This window comes from Chryseobacterium ginsengisoli, assembly GCF_039542325.1.
Classification (GTDB): domain Bacteria; phylum Bacteroidota; class Bacteroidia; order Flavobacteriales; family Weeksellaceae; genus Chryseobacterium; species Chryseobacterium ginsengisoli.
Map to the genome: position 1 here is coordinate 174174 of NZ_BAABHX010000002.1, position 20595 is coordinate 194768.

Below are 20595 nucleotides of genomic sequence, written 5' to 3' on the forward strand. Positions count from 1 at the left end.
AAGCTCAACTTGATATTGTTCTGCTAAAATTGAAAAGTTAGTATTAGAGTTGTCATGCTGAGCTTGTCGAAGCATCTATATTTAATTAATTTTTTTGTCTTAAAACAAAAGTTTAAGACTTGCTAAAAAAGAAACCGATTCTCTAAAAATTCTAAAACTCGCGCGAAAACTAAATTTGTCTCGCGCTCAAACAGTAGAATTTTCTTAACGTTCACAGGTTTGTTCCTATATCATTTAAATTTGGGAAAAAAAATCCCTGAAAAATTAATTTCAGGGATTTTTTTTTATGATAAAATTTAAATTTATTTTTTATTTAAAATCTTAAACTTGTAATACGAAGCGGCTGATAAAAGCGCCATTGTTCCAAGTCCGATGTAAACCCAAGCCGGAACCGGAACCGGATCTCCGGCTGCGTAAGAGTGAAGTCCGCTTAAGTAGTAATTAACTCCAAAATATGTCATTACCATCGAACAGAATGCAAACATTGTTGCTACGTGGAATGCCCATTTGCTTCTCAATCCCGGAACCAATCTCATGTGCAATACAAATGCGTAAACCATGATCGAGATGAAAGCCCAGGTTTCTTTTGGATCCCAACTCCAGTATCTGCCCCAAGATTCGTTTGCCCAGATTCCTCCTAAGAAGTTTCCGACTGTTAATGCAAATAATCCGATTGTTAAAGACATTTCAGATACGATCACCAATTCTTTTAATGTTGTATCGTGGTGAATTTTATACGTTTCTTTATTTGAAATGATGAAAAACACCAATGAAATTACCGCAATAATCATTGACAAGGCAAAGAATCCATAACTTGATGTAATAATTGCTACGTGAACGATCAACCAATATGATTTCAATACAGGAACAAGCGGTGTAATCTGCGGATCAAGCGCTGAACCTCCGTGCGCAAATCCCATCATAATTACAGCAACCATAAATCCAGCAGCAGGAATTAACGCATTTGAATTTCTGTACAAAATTAAACCTGCTGTAATACCAACCCAAGAGATGAAGATAATCGCTTCATAACCGTTACTCCAAGGAGCGTGACCTGAAATATACCATCTTGCAATCAATCCAAGGAAATGTAAAATATATCCTAAAACTCCAAGAGCAATAATTACTTTAATGATTTTACCTAAAACTTTTTTAGACTTAAATAATTCAACAAAACCTAATATCAATAATAATCCTCCGATTAACGTATAGAAAATTAATAGTTTGAAGTTAAGGTTCACTTCATTCATGAAAACCTCAAGATCAACTTTAGATTTTGCAGGAACAACTGCTTTCCCCCATTTTTGCTGATAGTCTGAAAGTTTTGCCAATTCAGTATCAGCTTTTGACCAATTTCCTGTTTTCTGAGCCTGTAAAACTTCCGCAAAATAAGGTCCCATTACTTGTTGAGATTCCAAATCCGGTTCCATTTTCTGATCAAGCCAAGAATGCCAAGTGTGATTTACATCATTTTTCACAGGAACAATTCTCATAAACTGACCGCTGAAAAATTCATTAAAAATCTGAACTCTCTCGTTCACAGAAATTATTTCTTTATCGTAATTTGTTTGTTCAGAAATCTTTTTACGGAAAGCTGAATTATAATCATTTTCAAGAATATATCTCAAATTTCCGTTTGCATCAGCTGGGAAAAGGTTCATTAATGATGTATAACCATCGTCATCAGCTTTTGTTTTTTTCTTTAATTCATCACCTCCTTTTGGACCTATTTTGATCATCGGAACCATTGTCCAGCTTGGTGTATCCGTATTTACAGAAAGAAACCATTGGTTGGCTGTCAAAGACTTTCCATCTGTTCCTTTAAATTCGTCCTTTTTGTATAATTTTCTTAAAACATCTAAAGCTTCTGTATTAATAGGAACAATTCTTCCTTCAAAATTCTGAACCAAAAGATATCCGAATTTATCTGCGTGCTCTTTGCTGATCTTATTTCTTGCAATAATCTCATCTGCCGAAACCATTTTCATTTTTGTAAATGGTTGTGGACCTTGTTGCTGAGCCGTTTCAGACGCCGGAGCGTGATTATGAGCTTCACCTTCTATATGAACGTGCTCTTTGCTTCCGTCCGTTGTTCCGTGTGTTTCAATTTTCTGAGCGTTTAAACCTAAGCTTAAAAACAATAAAAGTATCATTGTCGCTCTTTTTTTGTTAACATCTTTCAGCATTTTATTTAATTTCCAGAAGTGGGTTCCTTTCCAGAAGAACATGAAAAACATTCCTCCGAATAAAAACGTATATCCGATATAAGAAATTAAAGTTCCCCAATAATCATGGTTTACAGACAATACTGTTCCCATTCTGTCAGGATCAAAACTAGACTGGAAGAAACGGTAGCCTTTATGATTCAAAACGTGGTTCATATAAATATTAAAAGGAGTTTGTTTTCCTTCATCAATGATTTTAATATGACTTTCATACGCGCTCGGAGATGAACTTCCCGGATAAGTTTCCATTACGAAATCATCCAGTTTAAGAGAGAAAGGTGTATTGTAAATTTTCGGACCAAAACCAACCATAATATTCAATCCGTCCATTGTTACTTGTTTGTAAGCATTCGGATTTCCTTTTTCAACTGAAAGATCTACGAGTTGCTTTGTTTTTGGACCCTGAAGTTCAACAGTCAATACATCCGGAACAGCCTGATCTTTCTTTCTGTCACCTTCAATTGCTATTAACCTTCCTTTTTTAAGACCTTCAGGAACTACTAATTTTAATTCATTGATAGAATATAAACTTCTCAAAGCCAACGGTTGAAATTCATTTTTCACCGTATTTCCTGTCGCCTGAGTTGCCATCGTCATAAACGTCGCATCAACCGGAGTTTTGATGAATAATTTTCCATCTTCATTTTTAAATTCAACAGCACCCTCAATTGCTCTGTTGAATGTTACTAAAGTTCCGTTAATTGACTTTGTTTCACCCGGTTTGATGTAAATGTTCTGTCTTCCGGTTTGTCCTGTAGAAACCAAATGAAGATATTCGGCCCCGTTTGATTCAGCAACTAAGCTGTCTTTTTTTCTCTGAACATACTCTCTAGCAACCACTTTCACTTGTTTTCCGTGGAAATCATAAGTTGCTTCCAAATCTTTGTGTAAAGGAGACATCAGATAAGGAATATCCTGATAATTAAGAACATCGCCTTTTTCTTCAATTTGAATTTTAAGGAAATTTTTGTCGGTCACAATTTCGTTAGAAGTTTCACCTTCTCTGATGTGCATTGTGCCTTCAAAACTGATGTATCGTGTGATCGCACCACCAACGAAGATCAGTATAAATGCAAGGTGAAAGACCAAAACCGGCCATTTTTCTCTTTTCCAAAGTCTATATCTTCCGATATTTCCTATAAAGTTGAGAATGAGCAGAAACATGATTAATTCAAACCATTTTGCTTCATAAATTAATGCTTTTGCTGTGGGAGTTCCGTAGTCGTTTTCTAAGAACGTTGCATATGCCATTGCAAATGCATAAACCAGTAACAATACAGCCATTGTCCTGGTCGAGATAAGAATATCCTGGAGCTTCTTCATGATATATTTTACTTGACATGCAAAAATAGGGATGATAAACCATAAAGAAGCCAAAAAAAGCTGTCTTTTATCAGTTAGAACCTTTTAAAACCTTATTTTTAATCATTCTTAATAAGTTGGCTTTAATTGAAGAAAATTTAAATTTGAATAGGCATAAAATTTGAATTCATAAAAGCTATATTAACGATTGAGCACGTCTATATCTCAGGATAATAGAGTTGATTTTTTATGGTTTAAAGTAAAATAATAATTACAACAAATATTTTAGCTGAATTTATTTTATTTTAAATATTTTTAAGTATTCAAAAAACAGATTAGAGAGAAAATTTTCCTTTATAATTCACGGAAAAATTAAAATTTCTTTTAAGCAGAAAAGCATTCATTTAATGTCGAAAAAACATTAAATTTGCCACATTGATATTATGGATAAAAACACACAAAACACACAACAGGAATCGTCTGATAAAGGCAAATTTTTATCGAAGCCACGGGTATTTTCCGGGCTTACATGTATACTTTTTTCTGTAGTTCTTACATTCTCATTTGTCTCTTATTTAATGAATTGGAAGGCAGATCAGAGTCAGGCAGGAACAATGCTCGATAAAAGTATAAAATCTTCAAATCTTTTTGGAAAACTGGGCGACTGGCTTGGAAATATTTTTATTTTCGAAAGCATCGGTGTTGCTTCATTTATAATTGCATTTTTATTTTTGGTTTTCGGAACTATTATTCTGAAAAAGAAGATGTTCAAGCCATGGAAAACAGTTGGTCACTCCTTATTTTTCATTTGCTGGCTTCCGATTTTATTCGGGGCAATCACAAAAGGACAGGGAGTTTTAAGTGGTGTTTATGGTTATCAAATCATGGATTCCCTGAATTCAATGATCGGATCTGTTGGTTTGTGGCTGGTTTTGGTGGCAAGTATTCTTCTGTATTTTATTTTAGAATTTAATCTTCGTCCGAGTTCTATCAAATCAAAATTAAATGATATTAATGAAAATACGATCGGAAAGGTAAAATCTATGATGCCAAGTTCTGATGAAAATTTTGAAGCAGATGAAGAATTAATTGAAGAGATTGAAACTTCGGAACAGGAAGAAATTCCATCAAAAATTAAAGTAACTGAAGTTGTTGAAAAACCAACAGTAAAATTTACAGAACCTGAACCAGTAAATGTTCCGAAAGGATTTCCTGAAGTTCCGGTTTCTACGAATTTAGATACTATCGTTACTCCGAACCAGACTTCGTTTTATGAAGAACCTAAAAATGATTTTTCACAATCTTTAAATATAAATCTTAATACAAGACCAACGATTCCTACTTCAACTCCGGAACAGGCTTTTGATATTAAACCTACAACTCCTACATCAACCGCAACAGTAACTGCGCCTCAGGAAAATATTAAATTTAATGTAGAAGTTGCTCCCGTTATAGACATTCTGGATGATTCTGATAAAAAATCTCAGGAATTGGTTGATAAACATGGTCTTTATGATCACAGATTGGATCTGGCTAAATTTCAAATGCCACCTGTTGAGCTTTTGAAAGATTATGGAAATGAAGAAATTTCTGTTAACAAGGATGAATTAGAGGAAAACAAAAATAAAATCGTAGGACTACTTAAAAACTTTAATGTAGGAATTGCAGAAATTAAAGCAACGATCGGTCCGACAGTTACATTGTACGAAATAGTTCCCGAAGCAGGAATCAGAGTATCGGCAATCAAAAAACTGCAGGATGATATTGCTTTGAATCTTTCAGCTTTAGGAATCAGAATTATTGCACCGATGCCGGGAAAAGGAACAATCGGAATTGAAGTTCCGAGAAAAAATCCCACAATGGTTTCGATGCGTTCAGTAATCGCTTCTCATAAATTCCAAAATACGGATATGGATTTGCCAGTAGTTTTCGGTAAAACGATTTCTAATGAAGTTTTCATGGCAGACCTTTCAAAAATGCCTCACTTATTGATGGCAGGTGCGACAGGACAAGGTAAATCAGTTGGTATTAATGCGATCCTGACTTCCCTACTTTACAAGAAACATCCAAGTGAACTGAAATTTGTAATGGTAGATCCTAAAAAGGTGGAACTTTCTTTATATTCAAAAATCGAAAGACATTATCTTGCGAAGCTTCCGGATTCCGACGATGCAATTATTACAGATACTAATAAAGTAATCAATACGCTGAATTCTCTTTGTGTGGAAATGGATCAGAGATATGATTTGCTTAAAAATGCTTTCTGTAAAAATTTAAAGGAATACAATAAAAAATTCACGGAAAGAAAATTAAATCCTGAAAACGGTCACCGTTATTTACCTTACATTGTTTTGGTAGTAGACGAATTTGCAGACTTAATTATGACAGCCGGAAAAGAAGTAGAATTACCGATTGCCAGATTAGCACAGTTAGCCAGAGCGGTTGGAATTCACTTGATCGTTGCGACACAAAGACCTTCTGTGAACGTAATTACAGGTATGATCAAAGCCAACTTCCCTGCAAGAGCGGCATTTAGAGTAATTTCAAGTGTGGATTCAAGAACGATTTTGGATTCTCCGGGAGCAGATCAGCTGATTGGTAAAGGAGATATGCTTTATTTTAATGGGAATGAAATTTTAAGACTTCAGTGTGCTTTTGTTGATACTCCTGAAGTAGAAAGATTGGCAGAATTTATCGGTGAACAGAAAGGTTACGCTTCAGCATTCCTTCTTCCTGAATATGTTTCCGAAGATTCTACAAGCACAGTCGGAGCTTTTGATCCTAATGAAAAAGATGCTTTGTTTGAAGATGCAGCAAGAATTATTGTTTCTACACAACAAGGTTCGACTTCAATGTTGCAAAGACAATTGAAATTAGGATACAACAGAGCAGGAAGAATTATGGATCAGTTGGAAGCAAGCGGAATTGTTGGCGGATTTAATGGAGCAAAAGCAAGAGAAGTTCTTATTAGCGATCTTCACTCTTTGGAACAGTTTTTGGAAGATTTGCGCAGTTAAGAGACAAAATAACAATTGAGTTTAACTTTTAACAATTGAGAAAGTCTAAATAGTAAAGATTTAAATAAAAAAATGAAAAATATTATTTCAAAAATTCTAGTAAGCAGTTTGATAGTTGGAGCGGTAGGATTTACAAATGCTCAGAAAATTGATGCGAAAGCAAAAAAAATACTGGACGACATTACTGCAAATTATAAATCTAAAAAGAATTCTTATTTCAAGTTTTCTTTTGGAAGCGGAACAAACGAGCAGGTTGGAAAGACAGAACCGGGAATTTATTATTCTGCAGGAGACAAATACAAATTAAAGATCATGGAAACGGAGCAGATCTTTGATGGCAATAAAATCTACAATATCAATACAGAAGATATGGAGGTTACGGTTGCCAAACCAAACGGAAGCAGCTCGATGTTCTCCCCTATCAATTACCTTACATCTTACAGAAATGATTACAATGTAACTTATGGAGGTAAGAAAAGTGTAAATGGCGTAAATACGGATTTAATTAAATTAACTCCCGTAAAATCAAACGGAATAAAATATGTTTACCTTTTTGTAGACTCTGCGAAAAAACAAATGATAAAACTGGAACAACATGGAAATAATAAAGATGTTGCGGTAATTGCTATTAAAGAATACAAGGAAAACCAAGATCTTGATGCGGGAATGTTTGTGTTTGATAAAAGTAAATACAAAAACTATCTGATCACGGAACTTTAAGCCAATAAGTCCTATCAACTTATTAATTATTATAAAATTTCATAAAATATAAGAGCTGCAAAGAAAACTTTGTGGCTTTTTGATTAATTTTGGCGAATGTTAAAAATACTAGACCGATATATTATAAAAACCTTCTTTGGACCGTTTTTCTTTATATTCAGCGTATTGTTTTTCATCTTTATCGTAAACATTATCTGGGTTCAGCTTGGGCAGTTTATGGGAAAGGGATTAAGCACATTGCAAATTATAAAACTACTTTTCTATCTCGGAGTAAGTGTTGTAAGTATGGTTTTACCACTTACCATTCTCTTGGCGAGTATTATGACTTTCGGGGAATTTGGTGAACGGTATGAACTTGCCGCCATGAAAGCTGCAGGAATTTCTTTGACGAGAGTAATGATGCCGTTATTAGGTGTTACAACCATTATGGCAGTCATGCTTTACTTTTTCTCCAATAATATTATCCCGGATTTCCAGAGGAAGGCAAAAAACATGCTTTTTAATATTGCTCAGACAAAGCCGGCTTTAAATTTCACTCCCGGTCAGTTTATCGATCAGATTCCTGGAAACATGGTAAAGTTTGATAAAATTTATGGAGAAAATGCCGAAAATATTGAAGGTGTCTTTGTTCATAAAAAGGCGACCAGTTATGATAATCAACAAACCATTGTTGCGAAAAAAGGGAAATTTGTTCCGGCTGTAAACAAAAACTATCTAAAGCTTGTTCTTTATGATGGCTATGTTTACGAAGACAATTTTGCCGGAAAAGGTGAAAATGTTCGTTTAAAACAACCCGATCAGGCAATAAAATTTGATTCTTTAACTTCACATTTCGACATAAGTGAAATCATTAATAAAGCTATTGAAGAAGAAAAAATTACGGACGATTACCGTTTCCAGACTTTTCGTGAATTAAATAAAACCATCGATAAAACGAAAAAAGAAAACAATAAATTCTTTACTAATGTTAATAATGATGTTTTGAGCCAAACCAATTCTGTGATAAACTACATGGATACGAAGCAAAACAGAGCAAAAGCAAAACCTAAGCAACTATTAAAATTAGATACTGTAAAAAGTGAGAAAAAATTAGAAATAATTAGCAATGCTTACACCAGATTAGACAATCTGAAAAGTACTCTTGAAGGCAAGAATAATGAAATGGATCCAAGTATAAAATATTATGGTAAGGTCGTTATTTATCAGCAGAGAATTGTGACTTATTCATTTACATGTATTATTTTCTTCCTGATCGGAGCAAGTTTGGGATCGATCATCAGAAAAGGAGGAATGGGACTTCCGGTAATCATTGCGATCGTTATTTTTATTATTTTTTATGTAATAAATGTTGGAATTGAAAATGTCGCTTGGTCGGGAAAAATAAATCCATATTTGGCAGCATGGGTTCCAAATATTATTCTCTTCCCTTTTGGAGTTTGGATGACATACAAAGCATTGACAGATTCTCAATTATTTGATGCCGAAAAATACAAAGCATTATTCAAACCCCTTACGAAATTGTTTGTGAAGAATAAAGAACATAAGAGATATCAATAGACTTTAATTAAATTTAAAAATTATTCATACAAAAGATTCGGAAATTTTCCGGATCTTTTTTTATGGTATGTTAAAATCTTGATTTAAGATTTAGTTTAACGATAAAAAATTATCTTTGCCAAAATTTAAATAAATTGATATGAAGAAATTATTACTTGTTGGCTTATTAAGCTTTGTATCGTTCAATGTTTACGCTCAGGAAGACAATACAGAGTACGAGATGAGAGTTGGCGAAAAAACAGGCTATATTATCGACAAAAGCGGAAAGAAAATCGAAGGTATTGTAAGATTGGCAGGTGACGAGATGAATCCGTGGACCAATCAGAAAAAAGTAAAATTCATTGCTTCTTCGGATATTGACAGTTCTAAGAAAAAGCAAAAATTTAAAACCTTTGATGCGGATGATTTAAAAGGTTATATGGCAATTGACAATAATGGGGAAAGACAATTTGAATCCATAAAATATACCAATACAAAAGAAGCTTACAATACACAAAACGGAGGTTTAAGTGGTGGATTAAAGGCTTTTAACAACCTTACAAAAAGTAATCAGTTTGCGGAATTGGTTGCAGACGGGAAAATCAAGGTGTATAAAGTATATGGTTTTCCTACAACTTTTTCAGCAGGAGGACAAATTGCTGTTGCAGATGCAGAAAACAAAAGAATGAGAGAAAACCCATCTTATGTTTACTCTAAAAAAGGAGGAAAACCTGAAGAATTGACTTTGGCAAAAGCAAAAATTATCGTTGCAGACTGTCCTGTTGTGAAAACTAAAGTAGCAAAAGGAGAATATGCTTCTTTAAAAAACGATACAAAGCAAAGATCAGGTTTAGGTAAATTCATCAGAAATGAAATTGGCAATGCCATGGCTGATAATAAAGCGCTTGTAGATGAAGTAATTGTTGATTACAACGAAAATTGTAAATAATCAATTTTTAAATATATAAAAAAAGCAGTTTCAATTTGAGACTGCTTTTTTTGTTTCAGCATATTTTTGTAATATTGATCCACCAAAATCGCTTATTAGTATGAAAATTACACTTCTTAGTTTAAGTTTATTATTAATCCTTTCGTGCAAAAAAGAAGTATCAAAAAGTAATCAAAATTCAACGTCAAAAGATAGTTTGATGATTAAAAATGATTCTGTACAATCGGATAAAACTCCTCAAAACATTGATGAAATAAAAAAAGAATTTGCTGTTCTGAATGAAAAATTATTAGCCAAAAAACTAGATTCCACAGGTTTCGATTACAATTGTGAAGAAGAGGAAGGTGAAATTCATTTTTATTTTGAAAATCAAAAACTAAAAATGGTAAAACATTTCTATGGAGACAGTCATTTTTCTTCTGTGACAAAATATTACGTAAAAAATGACCGGGTATTTTTCATTTTTAAAGATGATACATTATGGCAATTTGAAGGCGGAACGCCTGAAAAACCAATCACCAAAGACAGCATCAATCAACAACGTATTTACCTGAAAAACAGCAATCCGATTCAATGTCTTGAGAAAAACTTCATTATAAGATCGATCGGAAAAAATGTAGATCCGGAAACAGTTCCGAATAAAGAAGGAAAATGTGATATAAAAGAACTGATGAAACACTATCAGACAATTCTAAAAAATAAAGATAAAAAAGACAAAGTGATGTGTCTGTAAAAAACAAAAGCGGCTTCCAAATGAAACCGCTTTTTTATTTTCAAAAACTGAAAATTATACTTTCATAATTTCAGCTTCTTTTGTTTTAAGATGATCATCACATGCTTTTACATGCTTATCTGTAAGCTCCTGAATATCTGCTTCTATTCCTTTGACAACGTCTTCAGAAACACCTTCAAGCTTTTTAAGTTCTTTCAAACCGTTTTGCCTTGCGTTTCTTACAACGATTTTTGTATCTTCTGTTTCTCCTTTAGCCTGTTTTGCCAATTCTCTTCTTCTTTCCTCCGTTAAAGGCGGAACGTTTAGGATAATATTTTCCCCGTTATTTGAAGGTGCAAAACCTAAATTAGAATTAATAATAGCTTTTTCAATAGCGTTAATCGCTGTTCTGTCCCAAGGTTGAATAGAGATTGTCATCGCATCCGGTACAGAAACATTCGCAACCTGATTAAGAGGAGTCGGAGCTCCGTAATACTCTACCATTACATCCTGAACCATACTTGTAGATGCACGTCCTGCTCTGATTCTTTGAAATGCATGATCCAAGTGCTTTATAGCTGCTTCCATGTCCTGCTTTACAGATTCTACTATAAGATCTAATTCTTCCATTATATAATAAAAATTTGATAAGTTACACATAATTATAAGTGATAAGTAATTGGTAATTAAGTAATATTTTAAATGCTTAACCCATCTTCGACCTAAGCCCTAAAATCTATCACCTGCAACCTAAACTACAAATCTACTAAAGTACCAACATTTTCTCCGTCTACAATTTTTTCTAAATTACCATCTTTATTCATATCAAAAACGATAATCGGTAATTTGTTTTCGTGACTTAAAGTAAATGCAGTCATATCCATTACTTTAAGATTTTTAGCATAAACTTCGTCGAAAGATAGTGAATTATACTTTACGGCGTCAGCATTTTTTTCAGGATCACTGTCATAGATTCCGTCTACTCTTGTTCCTTTTAAAATAACGTCTGCATCAATTTCGATTGCTCTTAATGTTGCAGCGGTATCTGTCGTGAAATAAGGATTTCCGGTTCCTGCTCCGAAGATCACTACTCTACCTTTTTCAAGATGTCTTACTGCTCTTCTTTTGATGAAAGGTTCAGCAACTTTGTCCATTTCAATTGCAGACTGTAATCTTGTTTTTACTCCTGCGTCTTCCAAAGCACCTTGCAAAGCCATTCCGTTGATCACAGTTGCAAGCATTCCCATATAATCTCCCTGTACTCTGTCCATTCCTTTTGCAGCACCTGCAACACCACGGAAAATATTTCCTCCTCCAATTACAATGGCAACTTCACAGCCTTTTTCTACTACTTTTTTTATTTCTGCAGCATATTCTTCCAGCCTTTCCGTATCAATACCATATTGTCTGTTCCCCATTAAGGCTTCACCACTAAGTTTTAGAAGGATTCTTTTATATTTCATCTTTATTTTTAAATAACTTTATTCGTTAGGTTTTGTCAAAAATTTGACTTTGCAAATATAATCATTAATAAGGTTGATTTTTAATTCTGTCTTAAATTTTTAAATCTTGCGTTGTAAGCCATTTCTAAAGGCTTTTTTCATTTAAATACAGAAAATTATTCGCATCTTTCATTCTGACTAAAGAAGAATCTCACATGATATTTTTAAGATTTTTACTCAGCATTGCTTAGTTCAAGCGGTTTTAAAAGTTTAAAATAAATTAAATAAACACTCATTGAAAGCAACATTTTCACAAAACTTAAAATTTAAATATAAATAATGTGAGAAATATTTTGAAAAGTACGAAAAAGGATTATTTTTGCATTAATAATAAACTGAGTTGAAGAAAATTGTCATTTTTTCATTATTTCTATCAGGAATTGTTTCTTATGCACAAACAGGAACAAACGTTTTCCCGTTCTTAAGCCTTCCTGTGTCTGCGAGACAGGCTGCTTTGGGTGGTGATGCAATTTCCATTAGAGATCGTGATGTTTCCTTTGCTATTGCAAACCCCTCTTTGTTGAATAAAGATTCTGATAACCAACTTTCTGTAAACGCAACGGCTTACCTTGCGGATTCGAAATACGGAACCATCGCTTATGCAAAAGACTTTGATAACGGTCATATGGCTACAATCAATGCACGATACATGAGCTACGGAGATATTCCGAGAACGGACGACAGTGGTTTTGAGAACGGAACATTTAATGCTTCTGATGTTGCAGTCGGAGCAGGATATGCTTATCAATTCGAAGAAGACTGGACAATTGGTGGAGGATTGAATTTTATCACTTCAAAAATTGATACCTATTCTTCTTCTGCAATTTCAGGAAATCTTGGAGTCACCTATTATAATAAGAAAAGTAAAGAAACTGCTTCAGTAATAATAAGAAATTTCGGATATCAGTTTAAAACTTTTAACGGGATCAGAGAAAATCTTCCTTTTAGAATAGATTTAGGATATACGAGAATCCTAAAAGCAATTCCTTTGGCGATTACAATTACCGCTCACGATTTGCAGGAGTTTAATATTTCTTCTCAATATAATGTTAACGGTCAGGAAGTTAATTTAGGTCGAAAAATTGCCGATCACTTCTCTGTAGGTGCAGAATTGTTCCCTGAAAAAGGGTTCAATATCAGACTAGGCTACAATGTAAAAAGAGGAAATGAATTGGCGGTTGCAGATCAAAGAAATTTCTCGGGACTTTCTGCCGGTTTTGGAATTAAAATTTCAAGATTCCGTATAGATTACGCTCACATGAGATATCATAACGCATCGAATGTCAATCAGATAGGTATTTCTATGGATCTTACGAGCCACGCGGGATATTAATTCGGATAAAATATATTTAATAAAAAATAAAAAGAAACCTTAAGAAAATCTCTTAAGGTTTCTTGATTTTTAAGAAAATTTCTAGAAATTTGCGGTATGAAAAAACCTGTAATAGCTATCGATGGATTTTCGTCTACCGGAAAAAGTTCAATATCTAAAGTCATTGCTGAAAAGCTGGGACTTATTCATCTGGATACAGGTGCGCTTTACAGAGGTGTAACTTGGTTTGCGCTTCAGAATTGTATTAATGAAGACGGTTCTATTAGTCTCGAACAATTATTTTCATCTTTCGACCAGATCGAACTTGAGTTTAAAAACGACAATGGAGAACTGGTTCTTTTCCTTAACCATATTGATATTTCAAAGGCGATCAGAAGCAATGAAGTTTCCGATAATGTAAGCTTTGTAGCAAAACAAAAAGAAGTGAGAGATTTTCTATTGCACTCTCAACGCTCTTTGGCAGAAAAAGGTGGCATAATAATGGACGGACGTGACATCGGGACAGTAGTTCTGCCAAATGCGGACTACAAATTTTTCCTGACGGCAAGTATAGACGAACGCACAAAAAGACGTTATAACGAATTGCTTACTTTAGGAATTGAAGCGGACGAACAGCAGGTAAAAGAAAACCTTATTATACGCGATAAGATTGACAGTGAAAGGGAAATCGCCCCATTGAAGCAGGCTGAAGATGCTATCGTAATAGACAATACGAACCTTACAAAGAAGGAAACCATTGAGAGCATTTTATCTCACGTCAAAAAGATTTAACATATTTTAATAGAGATTTACCTCCTTTGGTATATTAATTGTACATTTCAACACAAGTAAAAAGCTAATATTTATTAACTATTAAAAAAAACGAAAATGTCTAAAAAAAACAATACAGCGGGTATTTTGGCAGGACTTCTTGCGGGTGCTGCAGCGGGTGTCATCTTAGGAATGCTTTATGCTCCTGAAGAAGGAAAAGAAACAAGAAAGAAAATTAAAACTAAAGCCAGCGATCTTAAAGATCAGGCTAAAAATAAATACGACGAAGTTTCTGAAAAAGTAAAAGATCAGTATGGTAATATTTCTTCTACTTTCAAAGAAACAGCAAACAGCGTAGCTCATACTGTAAAAGACGGATACGACAAATACAAAGATCAAATTGTTTCTAAAACTGCGGATGTAGTAAAGAATGTAGAATCGGAACTGAATGATCTAAAATAATAAATGATTTATTTTTTTAGGTAAATTATGAGAAGGAACTTTATACAACAAAGTTCCTTTTTTTGTAACTTTAAATAAAAACAATGATTGAAACTATTAAAGAATATGCGACGAAAAGGATAGATCTCCTAAAAATTGAGGCGACAGAAAAGTCTTCTCTTTCTGCAGGGGTGATCGCTTATTTGGTCGTAGTACTGGTTGCCTTTGGTTTTTTCATTATTCTGTTCAATTTCGGGATTGCCTTTCTTATCGGGAAAGCTTTGGGTGATCACTCGTATGGATTCCTGATTGTTGCAGCTTTTTATCTTTTAGTCATGATCATTATTATGATATTTAAAAAGAAAATCGTAAATTATGTTGCCGATCAGGTAATTAAATTTTTAAATCATTAAACTATGGGCAGAAAGTATGAGAGCTTAGAGGAACTGAGAAGAAAGAAAAAACTGTTGAAAGAAGAAATCGACGGTTTGGAAGATCTTCTGACCTTCAAAAATACAAAAGAAAGTTTGAGTGCATTCACCAATGGTTTGACGGATCAATATCTGCAGGAAAAAGTAGATGAAGACGGTGATGAAAAAGTTGTTATCAGAAAAGATGTTATAGCAAAACAGATTACATCTGAAATAAAAGATGCTTTAATCAGCAAAAATGCTGTTGCAGGTATCGCAAGTTCAGCTTTTAAAGGCGATGCGGTTGATATTATGATCAATCTAGCTGTGACAACTCTGGTTGGAAACTACGCCAAAAAGAATATGAAAAGTCCCAATTGGAAAAAGAAACTAATTGGTGCTGCAATGATCTACCTTGCTCCTGTTGCGCTAAGGTTTGTAAGAAAAAAACTTGAAACTTATCAGAAAAATAAAAGTGTTTCCAGTATGGAGCAACTTATCTAATTTAAGAAGTTAGAAACTAGAGGTTAGAAGTTAGTTTAAAAACAAATGTTGAATTTCACTAATTTCTAACTTCTAATATCTAATTTCTATTTTGAAAATAATTGTCCTAAAATAATCCCTGCAGCCATAGAAACATTCAGGCTTTCTGTAGACTGTGATTTTCCGAATCTTGGAATCATGATACTTTTTTGAATTAGCTTTTCTGTTTCAGGGCGCATTCCGTTTCCTTCATTTCCAAGAATTAAATTAATTTTTTCAGGCTTTTCAAAAGTATAAATATTTTCACCATCCATGTCGGTTCCGATATTTACATTTTCTGTTTGCGACAAATATTCTACAAGATTTGTGTAAACAACATTTACTCTTGTAAATGAACCCATCGTTGCCATAATTACCTTTGGATTATAAAAATCTACTGTGTCTTCACTGCAAATAATCTGTTCGATACCAAACCAGTCGGCAAGACGGATAATTGTACCCAAATTTCCAGGATCCTGAATTCCGTCAAGAACCAGCTGAATATTTTTATCTTCCAGTTTTTCTTCAGGATTTAAATAACAAACTGCTATAGAATCTTTCGGATTTTGAAGGAAACTAATTTTTTTCAACTCATTTTCAGAGATATGAGTAACGGGTACATCTGTACGGTCCAATTTTTGCGGATCGGTAGAAAATATTTCTTTAATTTTAAACTTAGAATCGGGAAGTTCACAAATGATTTTATTACCTTCAACCAAAAACAAATTGTATTTTTGTCTGAACTTCTTTTTATCTAAAGATTGTAAAACTTTTATTGTATGAGCTGTAAGCATTATAAGAATTCTCCTCAAAAGTATTATAAAATTATATCATTTGCAACATTTGTAGGTCTCCTTTATGCTTGTAGTACTACTAAAAAAGTTCCTGACGGAGAATATTTACTTGTAAAGAACAATTTTGAGTTTGAAGATAAAAAAGAACCTTTTGACAGCGAACTAAAAGGCTATGTTCAGCAAAAGCCTAATAAAAGGCAGTTTCTATTCATGCCGCTAAGTTTATGGCTATACAATTCTGCCAATCCGAAATACGACACGCTTCTTAACGAATACATGACTTATCCTAATGAATTGAGAAATCAAAAATTAAGAGATTCTCTTTTTGTTAAATATAATATGAAGAGCAGCGTAGGAAAAAGTTTATTTTTCGACAGATTATATCACAGTTGGGGTTCGGCTCCGGTAATTTTGGACCAGACAAAAACTGAAAAAGGCGCACAATCTATTGAAAAAAGATTAACCTATCGTGGCTATTGGGATGCAGAAGTTAAGTTTAAACATGATCTGGATTCGACGGCAAAAAAAGCTGCGGTAACTTACTTTATTACCCATAAAGATCCTACCTATATCAAGGAATATTATTATAATATTACAGATCCGACAGTTAAAGCCGTTTATAAAGAAAAACTTCATGAAAGTTTAGTAAGACAGGGGAAAATTTTGGATCAGACTGTACTTGAAAAAGAAGTTATGAGGATCAATGATCTTATGAAAGATTATGGTTATTACAGATTCAATAGCTTTGGAGATGAGGTTTATTTCGTTGCTGATTCTATTAAAAGCAGAAAACAGGTTCCTTTAACTCTTGAAATACACAAAGATTCTTTAGATAGACCTTACAAAAGATCAACTATTGGGAATATTGATGTAGCCATTGTAGACGAAATGGGTGATTACCCTAAAAACACGACGAAAGACAGTTTAAGAGGTATAAGATTTCATAAAACAACCAATAAATATGATTCCCGTGCGATTTGGAGAGCAATCACAGTGGGACATAACCAACTTTATGATCAAAAAAAGTTTGATTTAACCAAGAGGAACCTCTTGTCTATGAATAATTTCAGCATTCTTAAATCAAGAGATTCTTTAAGACATGGAGGCGGAACTTCACCAAATGACAGCATTATTGATGTGATGTACGTTTTGAAACCTCTTCCAAAATATGAATTGAAGTTAGCTACAGATGTGAATTATTCTCAGCTTTTAAATTTGGGGGTGTCTCCTTCGGCTGACTTAACGACAAGAAACGTTTTTGGGGGAGCGGAAAACCTTTCAACAAGTGTTGCGGGAACTTTCGGTTCTATCAGAAGTACAAAAGATATCAGCAAGAGAGTTTTAGCTTACGAATATTCTGTACAGACATCACTAAATTTCCCAAGATTATTATTACCTTTTGACTATTATAAATTAATACCAAAAAGATACAGCCCTACTTCATCAATTGTTTTAGGAGCTTCTGTTCAAAATAATATTGGGTTAGGAAGAATCAATTTTAACACAGGATTAAATTATTTAGCAACTGTTAATGACAAGGTATCTCATAGACTTACATTGTTTAATACACAATTAAGTTTAACTAAAAATAAAGATGCTTATTACGATTATTTTGTAAACGATAATGCTATCCGTGAAGAAATTTTCAAGGATTATTTTGCAACCCATTCTTCTGTTGCACAAGATTTTGCTTCAGGACAATTGACCATTGATCAGGTTTCTCAAAAAATTACGGAAGATACAGATTATCTAAAAGGATTAAATCAACAGGGAGCCGATCGTTTTACCGCTTTTGTGGGAACTTTAGTAAATAAAGACAGACAAACTCAGGATGTTTTGATCTCTTCCATGATTTATAATTTTATTTATAATGAAATTGGTAAAAAAGATTATCCAAATGCATTCTATTTCAACGGTAAAGTAGAATTGGCAGGGAATATTTTCAGTATTTTTAATCAAAAAAGAAATGACGGAGGTATTGTAACTGCACCTGAAAGAACAATTTTCGGAGTTCCTTACGCTCAGTTTGTTAAGTTTGATTTTGATGTCAGAAAGTATTTTAAATTCAGTAATAACACGTTGGTTCTTCGTCAGTTTGTAGGTCTTGGAATTCCTTATGGAAACACTTCCAATATGCCTGTAATCAGATCGTATTTCAATGGTGGTTCCAACGACATCAGAGCTTGGGTTGCCTTTGGAGGTCTTGGTCCTGCAGATTCCCAGGTTGATGAAAGAGTTCGTACTTACATGACTGATAATTTGAAATTAACAACCAATATAGAATTCAGAATTCCTTTCAGCGATATGTATGAAGGAGCTCTTTTTACGGATATCGGGAATACGTGGAGTTTAAAAAATTATAACGACGGATATGGTGATGAATTTAAGTTCAACAAATTCTTAAAACAAGTCGGAGTCGGTAGTGGTTTCGGTTTAAGGATAAATGTAGCCTATATTACTTTAAGACTCGATTTAGCTTATAAAATATACGATCCGAACAAACCTGATGGCGACAGATGGAGAATAAAAGATTTCCAGCCATTCAAACCTACCTTAAATATTGCATTCGGTTATCCATTCTAATAAACTATAAAACTAATAACATGACTGATCAGTGGAAAAAATTCTGGGAAAATTATGCAGGCGGTGAAGCGACAAATGAAGGTGATCTCTATGTACAAGTGGGAAAAACATCTAATAGAGCTCCTATCTCAAAAGAAATTTTTGAAAATATTGTTACAGATATCGCCAAAAAATTAGAACTGAAAAATACAGACATTCTTTTAGAAATGTGTTGTGGAAACGGATTATTCACTTTTCCCTTATCTCATTTTGTAAAATACATATATGCATTTGATTTTACGGAATCGCTTATCGACAATGCTTTAAAATTTAAATCTAATGATAATATTGAATATGCTGTCGGGAATGGTAAAGAAGATTTCACAACAATATTTAAAGATAAAAAATTACCTACTCTCCAAAAGTTTTTAATAAATGATGCAATTGCTTATTTTACACCTGAAGATGTTGAGGGAATTATTAAAAGGATATTATCCGTTTCTAAAGATTTTAAATTTTATGTAACCAATATTCCTAACGATGAAAATAAATGGAACTTCTATAATACACCTGAAAGAAAAGCCAATTATGAAAAAGCAATCCAGTCAGGTGATATATTTTTAGGAGGAATCGGAAGATGGTGGACAAAATCCGAATTCATTACTATAGCCGAAAAGTTTAATTTAAATATTGAAATTTTCGACCAAACTAATGAATATTCCTATCGTATGAGCATTTTATTGTATTCTTAAATTAATTTCTGTACAGCGGGAAAAAATTATTTACAGATTTCCAAATATTCATATACGCTACAAGTTTATCATACTGTTCGGTATCGGTAATATGTTTCCATACAGAAAACTGAAGTCTGTTTTTAGAAAACCCTGACTTAAAAAGGTAAAGATTATCATTATCTCTTCCTGCAAATCCTCCCCCAAGATGTAAAAACTGTAAGTTTTTCTCCATTGCTATTATTCTGGCTTCATCCAAAATAAGTTTCATGGGGGCATCTTTTATAAAGCTTTCATCGGTAGTTGCCAAATGATACTGCATCACATTTCCTACTACCGTAAAAATTCCTCCGGCTGCGAACTTACCATTTTGTTCTGCCATCAAAAGAATCACTTCATAATCGTCATTATTCAGAAAACCATGAAAATAGTCGCGATCGTAATAATATCTGTCGAATGCACGTACTTTTTCCATCGTTTTATAGTACATTTCGATGAAGTTATCAATATTTGAAGAATCTTTAGTTTTAATGATCGTAAAATTCTTATTTCTTAAATATTTTATCTCATATTTTGTAGACTTTCTGTATTGCTTTACCTGATGTTCAGGAGGTTGAACTAAATCCACAACAACTGTTTTATTCATATTTGCAACATCTCCGAAATCATCAAAAAAAGTATTATAATCAGAAAGTGGATGCAACCTGGAAAAGATCGAAACAATATAATTTTCTTTACAAAATTTTGAGAACTCTTCATGAAAAAAAGCGAAATGATTTTTTGATAATTCACCGAAATTTTTATTGGAAATCGGTCCACAATATCCATAAACAGAAGTAAGATCAAAATAGCCTGTATCTTCTATATTTCTCACTTTGAAAGGAAATGCAATTAGCTCATCATTAAATTCAGAAACAAATAAGACGGAAGGAAAAGAACTTTCCAGAGAGTGATAAAAGTAAGTATGGTAAATATCATAAAAGACGCAGGATCTAATTGTTTCTTCCCACCTCTCCTTATCAGAAATTTCAATGGTATAAAATTTTTTAACATTCATATAGTATAGTAGTGTGTGTCATGTAATGAAAG

The 20595-nt window shown here is 33.3% G+C and carries 17 protein-coding genes; 12 read left to right on the forward strand and 5 right to left on the reverse strand.

The features are described from left to right. Positions 1-302 precede the first annotated feature (302 nt). The gene (locus tag ABD940_RS05855; protein WP_345200964.1) at positions 303-3548 is read right to left on the reverse strand and encodes a cytochrome c biogenesis protein; all 3246 of its coding nucleotides are present in this window, start codon (positions 3546-3548) and stop codon (positions 303-305) included. 422 nt (positions 3549-3970) lie between these two features. On the opposite strand from ABD940_RS05855, the gene ABD940_RS05860 reads away from it, so the two are divergent. The 5 genes from ABD940_RS05860 (at position 3971) to ABD940_RS05880 (ending at position 10482) form a co-directional block, all read left to right on the forward strand. After that, complete coding sequence (locus ABD940_RS05860) at positions 3971-6544, forward strand: FtsK/SpoIIIE family DNA translocase (RefSeq protein ID WP_345200967.1); 2574 nt, start codon at positions 3971-3973, stop codon at positions 6542-6544. Between the two features lie 72 nt (positions 6545-6616). Next, positions 6617-7264 (forward strand): outer membrane lipoprotein periplasmic chaperone LolA1, encoded by a 648-nt coding sequence (gene lolA1 / locus ABD940_RS05865; RefSeq protein WP_345200970.1) that lies wholly within the window; start codon positions 6617-6619, stop codon positions 7262-7264. A gap of 96 nt (positions 7265-7360) precedes the next feature. Then, positions 7361-8821, forward strand: coding sequence for an LptF/LptG family permease (locus ABD940_RS05870; RefSeq protein ID WP_345200973.1), 1461 nt, complete (start codon positions 7361-7363; stop codon positions 8819-8821). Between the two features lie 139 nt (positions 8822-8960). Beyond that, complete coding sequence (locus ABD940_RS05875) at positions 8961-9749, forward strand: hypothetical protein (protein ID WP_345200975.1); 789 nt, start codon at positions 8961-8963, stop codon at positions 9747-9749. A gap of 100 nt (positions 9750-9849) precedes the next feature. Then, positions 9850-10482, forward strand: a complete 633-nt coding sequence (locus ABD940_RS05880; protein ID WP_345200977.1) for a hypothetical protein — start codon at positions 9850-9852, stop codon at positions 10480-10482. Between the two features lie 54 nt (positions 10483-10536). Here the strand turns inward: ABD940_RS05880 and frr are convergent, their stop codons facing one another. Beyond that, positions 10537-11091: a ribosome recycling factor gene (frr, locus tag ABD940_RS05885; RefSeq protein WP_345200979.1), complete on the reverse strand. Its 555-nt coding sequence runs from the start codon at positions 11089-11091 to the stop codon at positions 10537-10539. Positions 11092-11216: 125 nt separating this feature from the next. Beyond that, the gene (gene pyrH, locus ABD940_RS05890; protein WP_345200982.1) at positions 11217-11924 is read right to left on the reverse strand and encodes a UMP kinase; all 708 of its coding nucleotides are present in this window, start codon (positions 11922-11924) and stop codon (positions 11217-11219) included. Between the two features lie 379 nt (positions 11925-12303). Between pyrH and porQ the strand changes: the two genes are divergently transcribed. From porQ to ABD940_RS05915, 5 genes are all read left to right on the forward strand, one after another. Continuing rightward, entirely contained in the window at positions 12304-13296 is a 993-nt protein-coding gene (gene porQ / locus ABD940_RS05895; RefSeq protein WP_345200984.1) for a type IX secretion system protein PorQ, read from the forward strand. Between the two features lie 96 nt (positions 13297-13392). Then, entirely contained in the window at positions 13393-14067 is a 675-nt protein-coding gene (gene cmk / locus ABD940_RS05900; protein ID WP_345200987.1) for a (d)CMP kinase, read from the forward strand. A 96-nt stretch (positions 14068-14163) separates the two neighbouring features. Further along, positions 14164-14508, forward strand: coding sequence for a YtxH domain-containing protein (locus tag ABD940_RS05905; RefSeq protein ID WP_345200989.1), 345 nt, complete (start codon positions 14164-14166; stop codon positions 14506-14508). Between the two features lie 83 nt (positions 14509-14591). Further along, entirely contained in the window at positions 14592-14900 is a 309-nt protein-coding gene (locus ABD940_RS05910) for a phage holin family protein (RefSeq protein ID WP_345200991.1), read from the forward strand. Between the two features lie 3 nt (positions 14901-14903). Next, a complete protein-coding gene (locus ABD940_RS05915; RefSeq protein ID WP_345200993.1) occupies positions 14904-15401 on the forward strand; it encodes a phosphoribosyl-ATP pyrophosphatase in 498 nt (165 codons plus the stop codon). An 86-nt stretch (positions 15402-15487) separates the two neighbouring features. On the opposite strand, the gene ABD940_RS05920 is transcribed toward ABD940_RS05915, so the two are convergent. Further along, entirely contained in the window at positions 15488-16213 is a 726-nt protein-coding gene (locus ABD940_RS05920; RefSeq protein ID WP_345200996.1) for a TrmH family RNA methyltransferase, read from the reverse strand. On the opposite strand from ABD940_RS05920, the gene tamL reads away from it, so the two are divergent. Next, positions 16199-18796 (forward strand): translocation and assembly module lipoprotein TamL, encoded by a 2598-nt coding sequence (tamL, locus tag ABD940_RS05925; protein WP_345200998.1) that lies wholly within the window; start codon positions 16199-16201, stop codon positions 18794-18796. The genes ABD940_RS05920 and tamL overlap by 15 nt on opposite strands. 20 nt (positions 18797-18816) lie before the next feature. Continuing rightward, positions 18817-19527: a class I SAM-dependent methyltransferase gene (locus ABD940_RS05930; RefSeq protein ID WP_345201001.1), complete on the forward strand. Its 711-nt coding sequence runs from the start codon at positions 18817-18819 to the stop codon at positions 19525-19527. A 1-nt stretch (position 19528) separates the two neighbouring features. On the opposite strand, the gene ABD940_RS05935 is transcribed toward ABD940_RS05930, so the two are convergent. Then, positions 19529-20563, reverse strand: a complete 1035-nt coding sequence (locus ABD940_RS05935) for a hypothetical protein (protein ID WP_345201003.1) — start codon at positions 20561-20563, stop codon at positions 19529-19531. Between the last annotated feature and the right edge of the window lie 32 nt (positions 20564-20595).

Excerpts from the sequence above, each read along its gene's own strand:
- ABD940_RS05855 (WP_345200964.1), bottom strand. The coding sequence starts at position 3,548 with ATGAAGAAGCTCCAGGATATTCTTATCTCGACCAGGACAATGGCTGTA.
- ABD940_RS05860 (WP_345200967.1), top strand. The coding sequence starts at position 3,971 with ATGGATAAAAACACACAAAACACACAACAGGAATCGTCTGATAAAGGC.
- lolA1 (WP_345200970.1), top strand. The coding sequence starts at position 6,617 with ATGAAAAATATTATTTCAAAAATTCTAGTAAGCAGTTTGATAGTTGGA.
- ABD940_RS05870 (WP_345200973.1), top strand. The coding sequence starts at position 7,361 with ATGTTAAAAATACTAGACCGATATATTATAAAAACCTTCTTTGGACCG.
- ABD940_RS05875 (WP_345200975.1), top strand. The coding sequence starts at position 8,961 with ATGAAGAAATTATTACTTGTTGGCTTATTAAGCTTTGTATCGTTCAAT.
- ABD940_RS05880 (WP_345200977.1), top strand. The coding sequence starts at position 9,850 with ATGAAAATTACACTTCTTAGTTTAAGTTTATTATTAATCCTTTCGTGC.
- frr (WP_345200979.1), bottom strand. The coding sequence starts at position 11,091 with ATGGAAGAATTAGATCTTATAGTAGAATCTGTAAAGCAGGACATGGAA.
- pyrH (WP_345200982.1), bottom strand. The coding sequence starts at position 11,924 with ATGAAATATAAAAGAATCCTTCTAAAACTTAGTGGTGAAGCCTTAATG.
- cmk (WP_345200987.1), top strand. The coding sequence starts at position 13,393 with ATGAAAAAACCTGTAATAGCTATCGATGGATTTTCGTCTACCGGAAAA.
- ABD940_RS05905 (WP_345200989.1), top strand. The coding sequence starts at position 14,164 with ATGTCTAAAAAAAACAATACAGCGGGTATTTTGGCAGGACTTCTTGCG.
- ABD940_RS05910 (WP_345200991.1), top strand. The coding sequence starts at position 14,592 with ATGATTGAAACTATTAAAGAATATGCGACGAAAAGGATAGATCTCCTA.
- ABD940_RS05915 (WP_345200993.1), top strand. The coding sequence starts at position 14,904 with ATGGGCAGAAAGTATGAGAGCTTAGAGGAACTGAGAAGAAAGAAAAAA.
- tamL (WP_345200998.1), top strand. The coding sequence starts at position 16,199 with ATGAGCTGTAAGCATTATAAGAATTCTCCTCAAAAGTATTATAAAATT.
- ABD940_RS05920 (WP_345200996.1), bottom strand. The coding sequence starts at position 16,213 with ATGCTTACAGCTCATACAATAAAAGTTTTACAATCTTTAGATAAAAAG.
- ABD940_RS05930 (WP_345201001.1), top strand. The coding sequence starts at position 18,817 with ATGACTGATCAGTGGAAAAAATTCTGGGAAAATTATGCAGGCGGTGAA.
- ABD940_RS05935 (WP_345201003.1), bottom strand. The coding sequence starts at position 20,563 with ATGAATGTTAAAAAATTTTATACCATTGAAATTTCTGATAAGGAGAGG.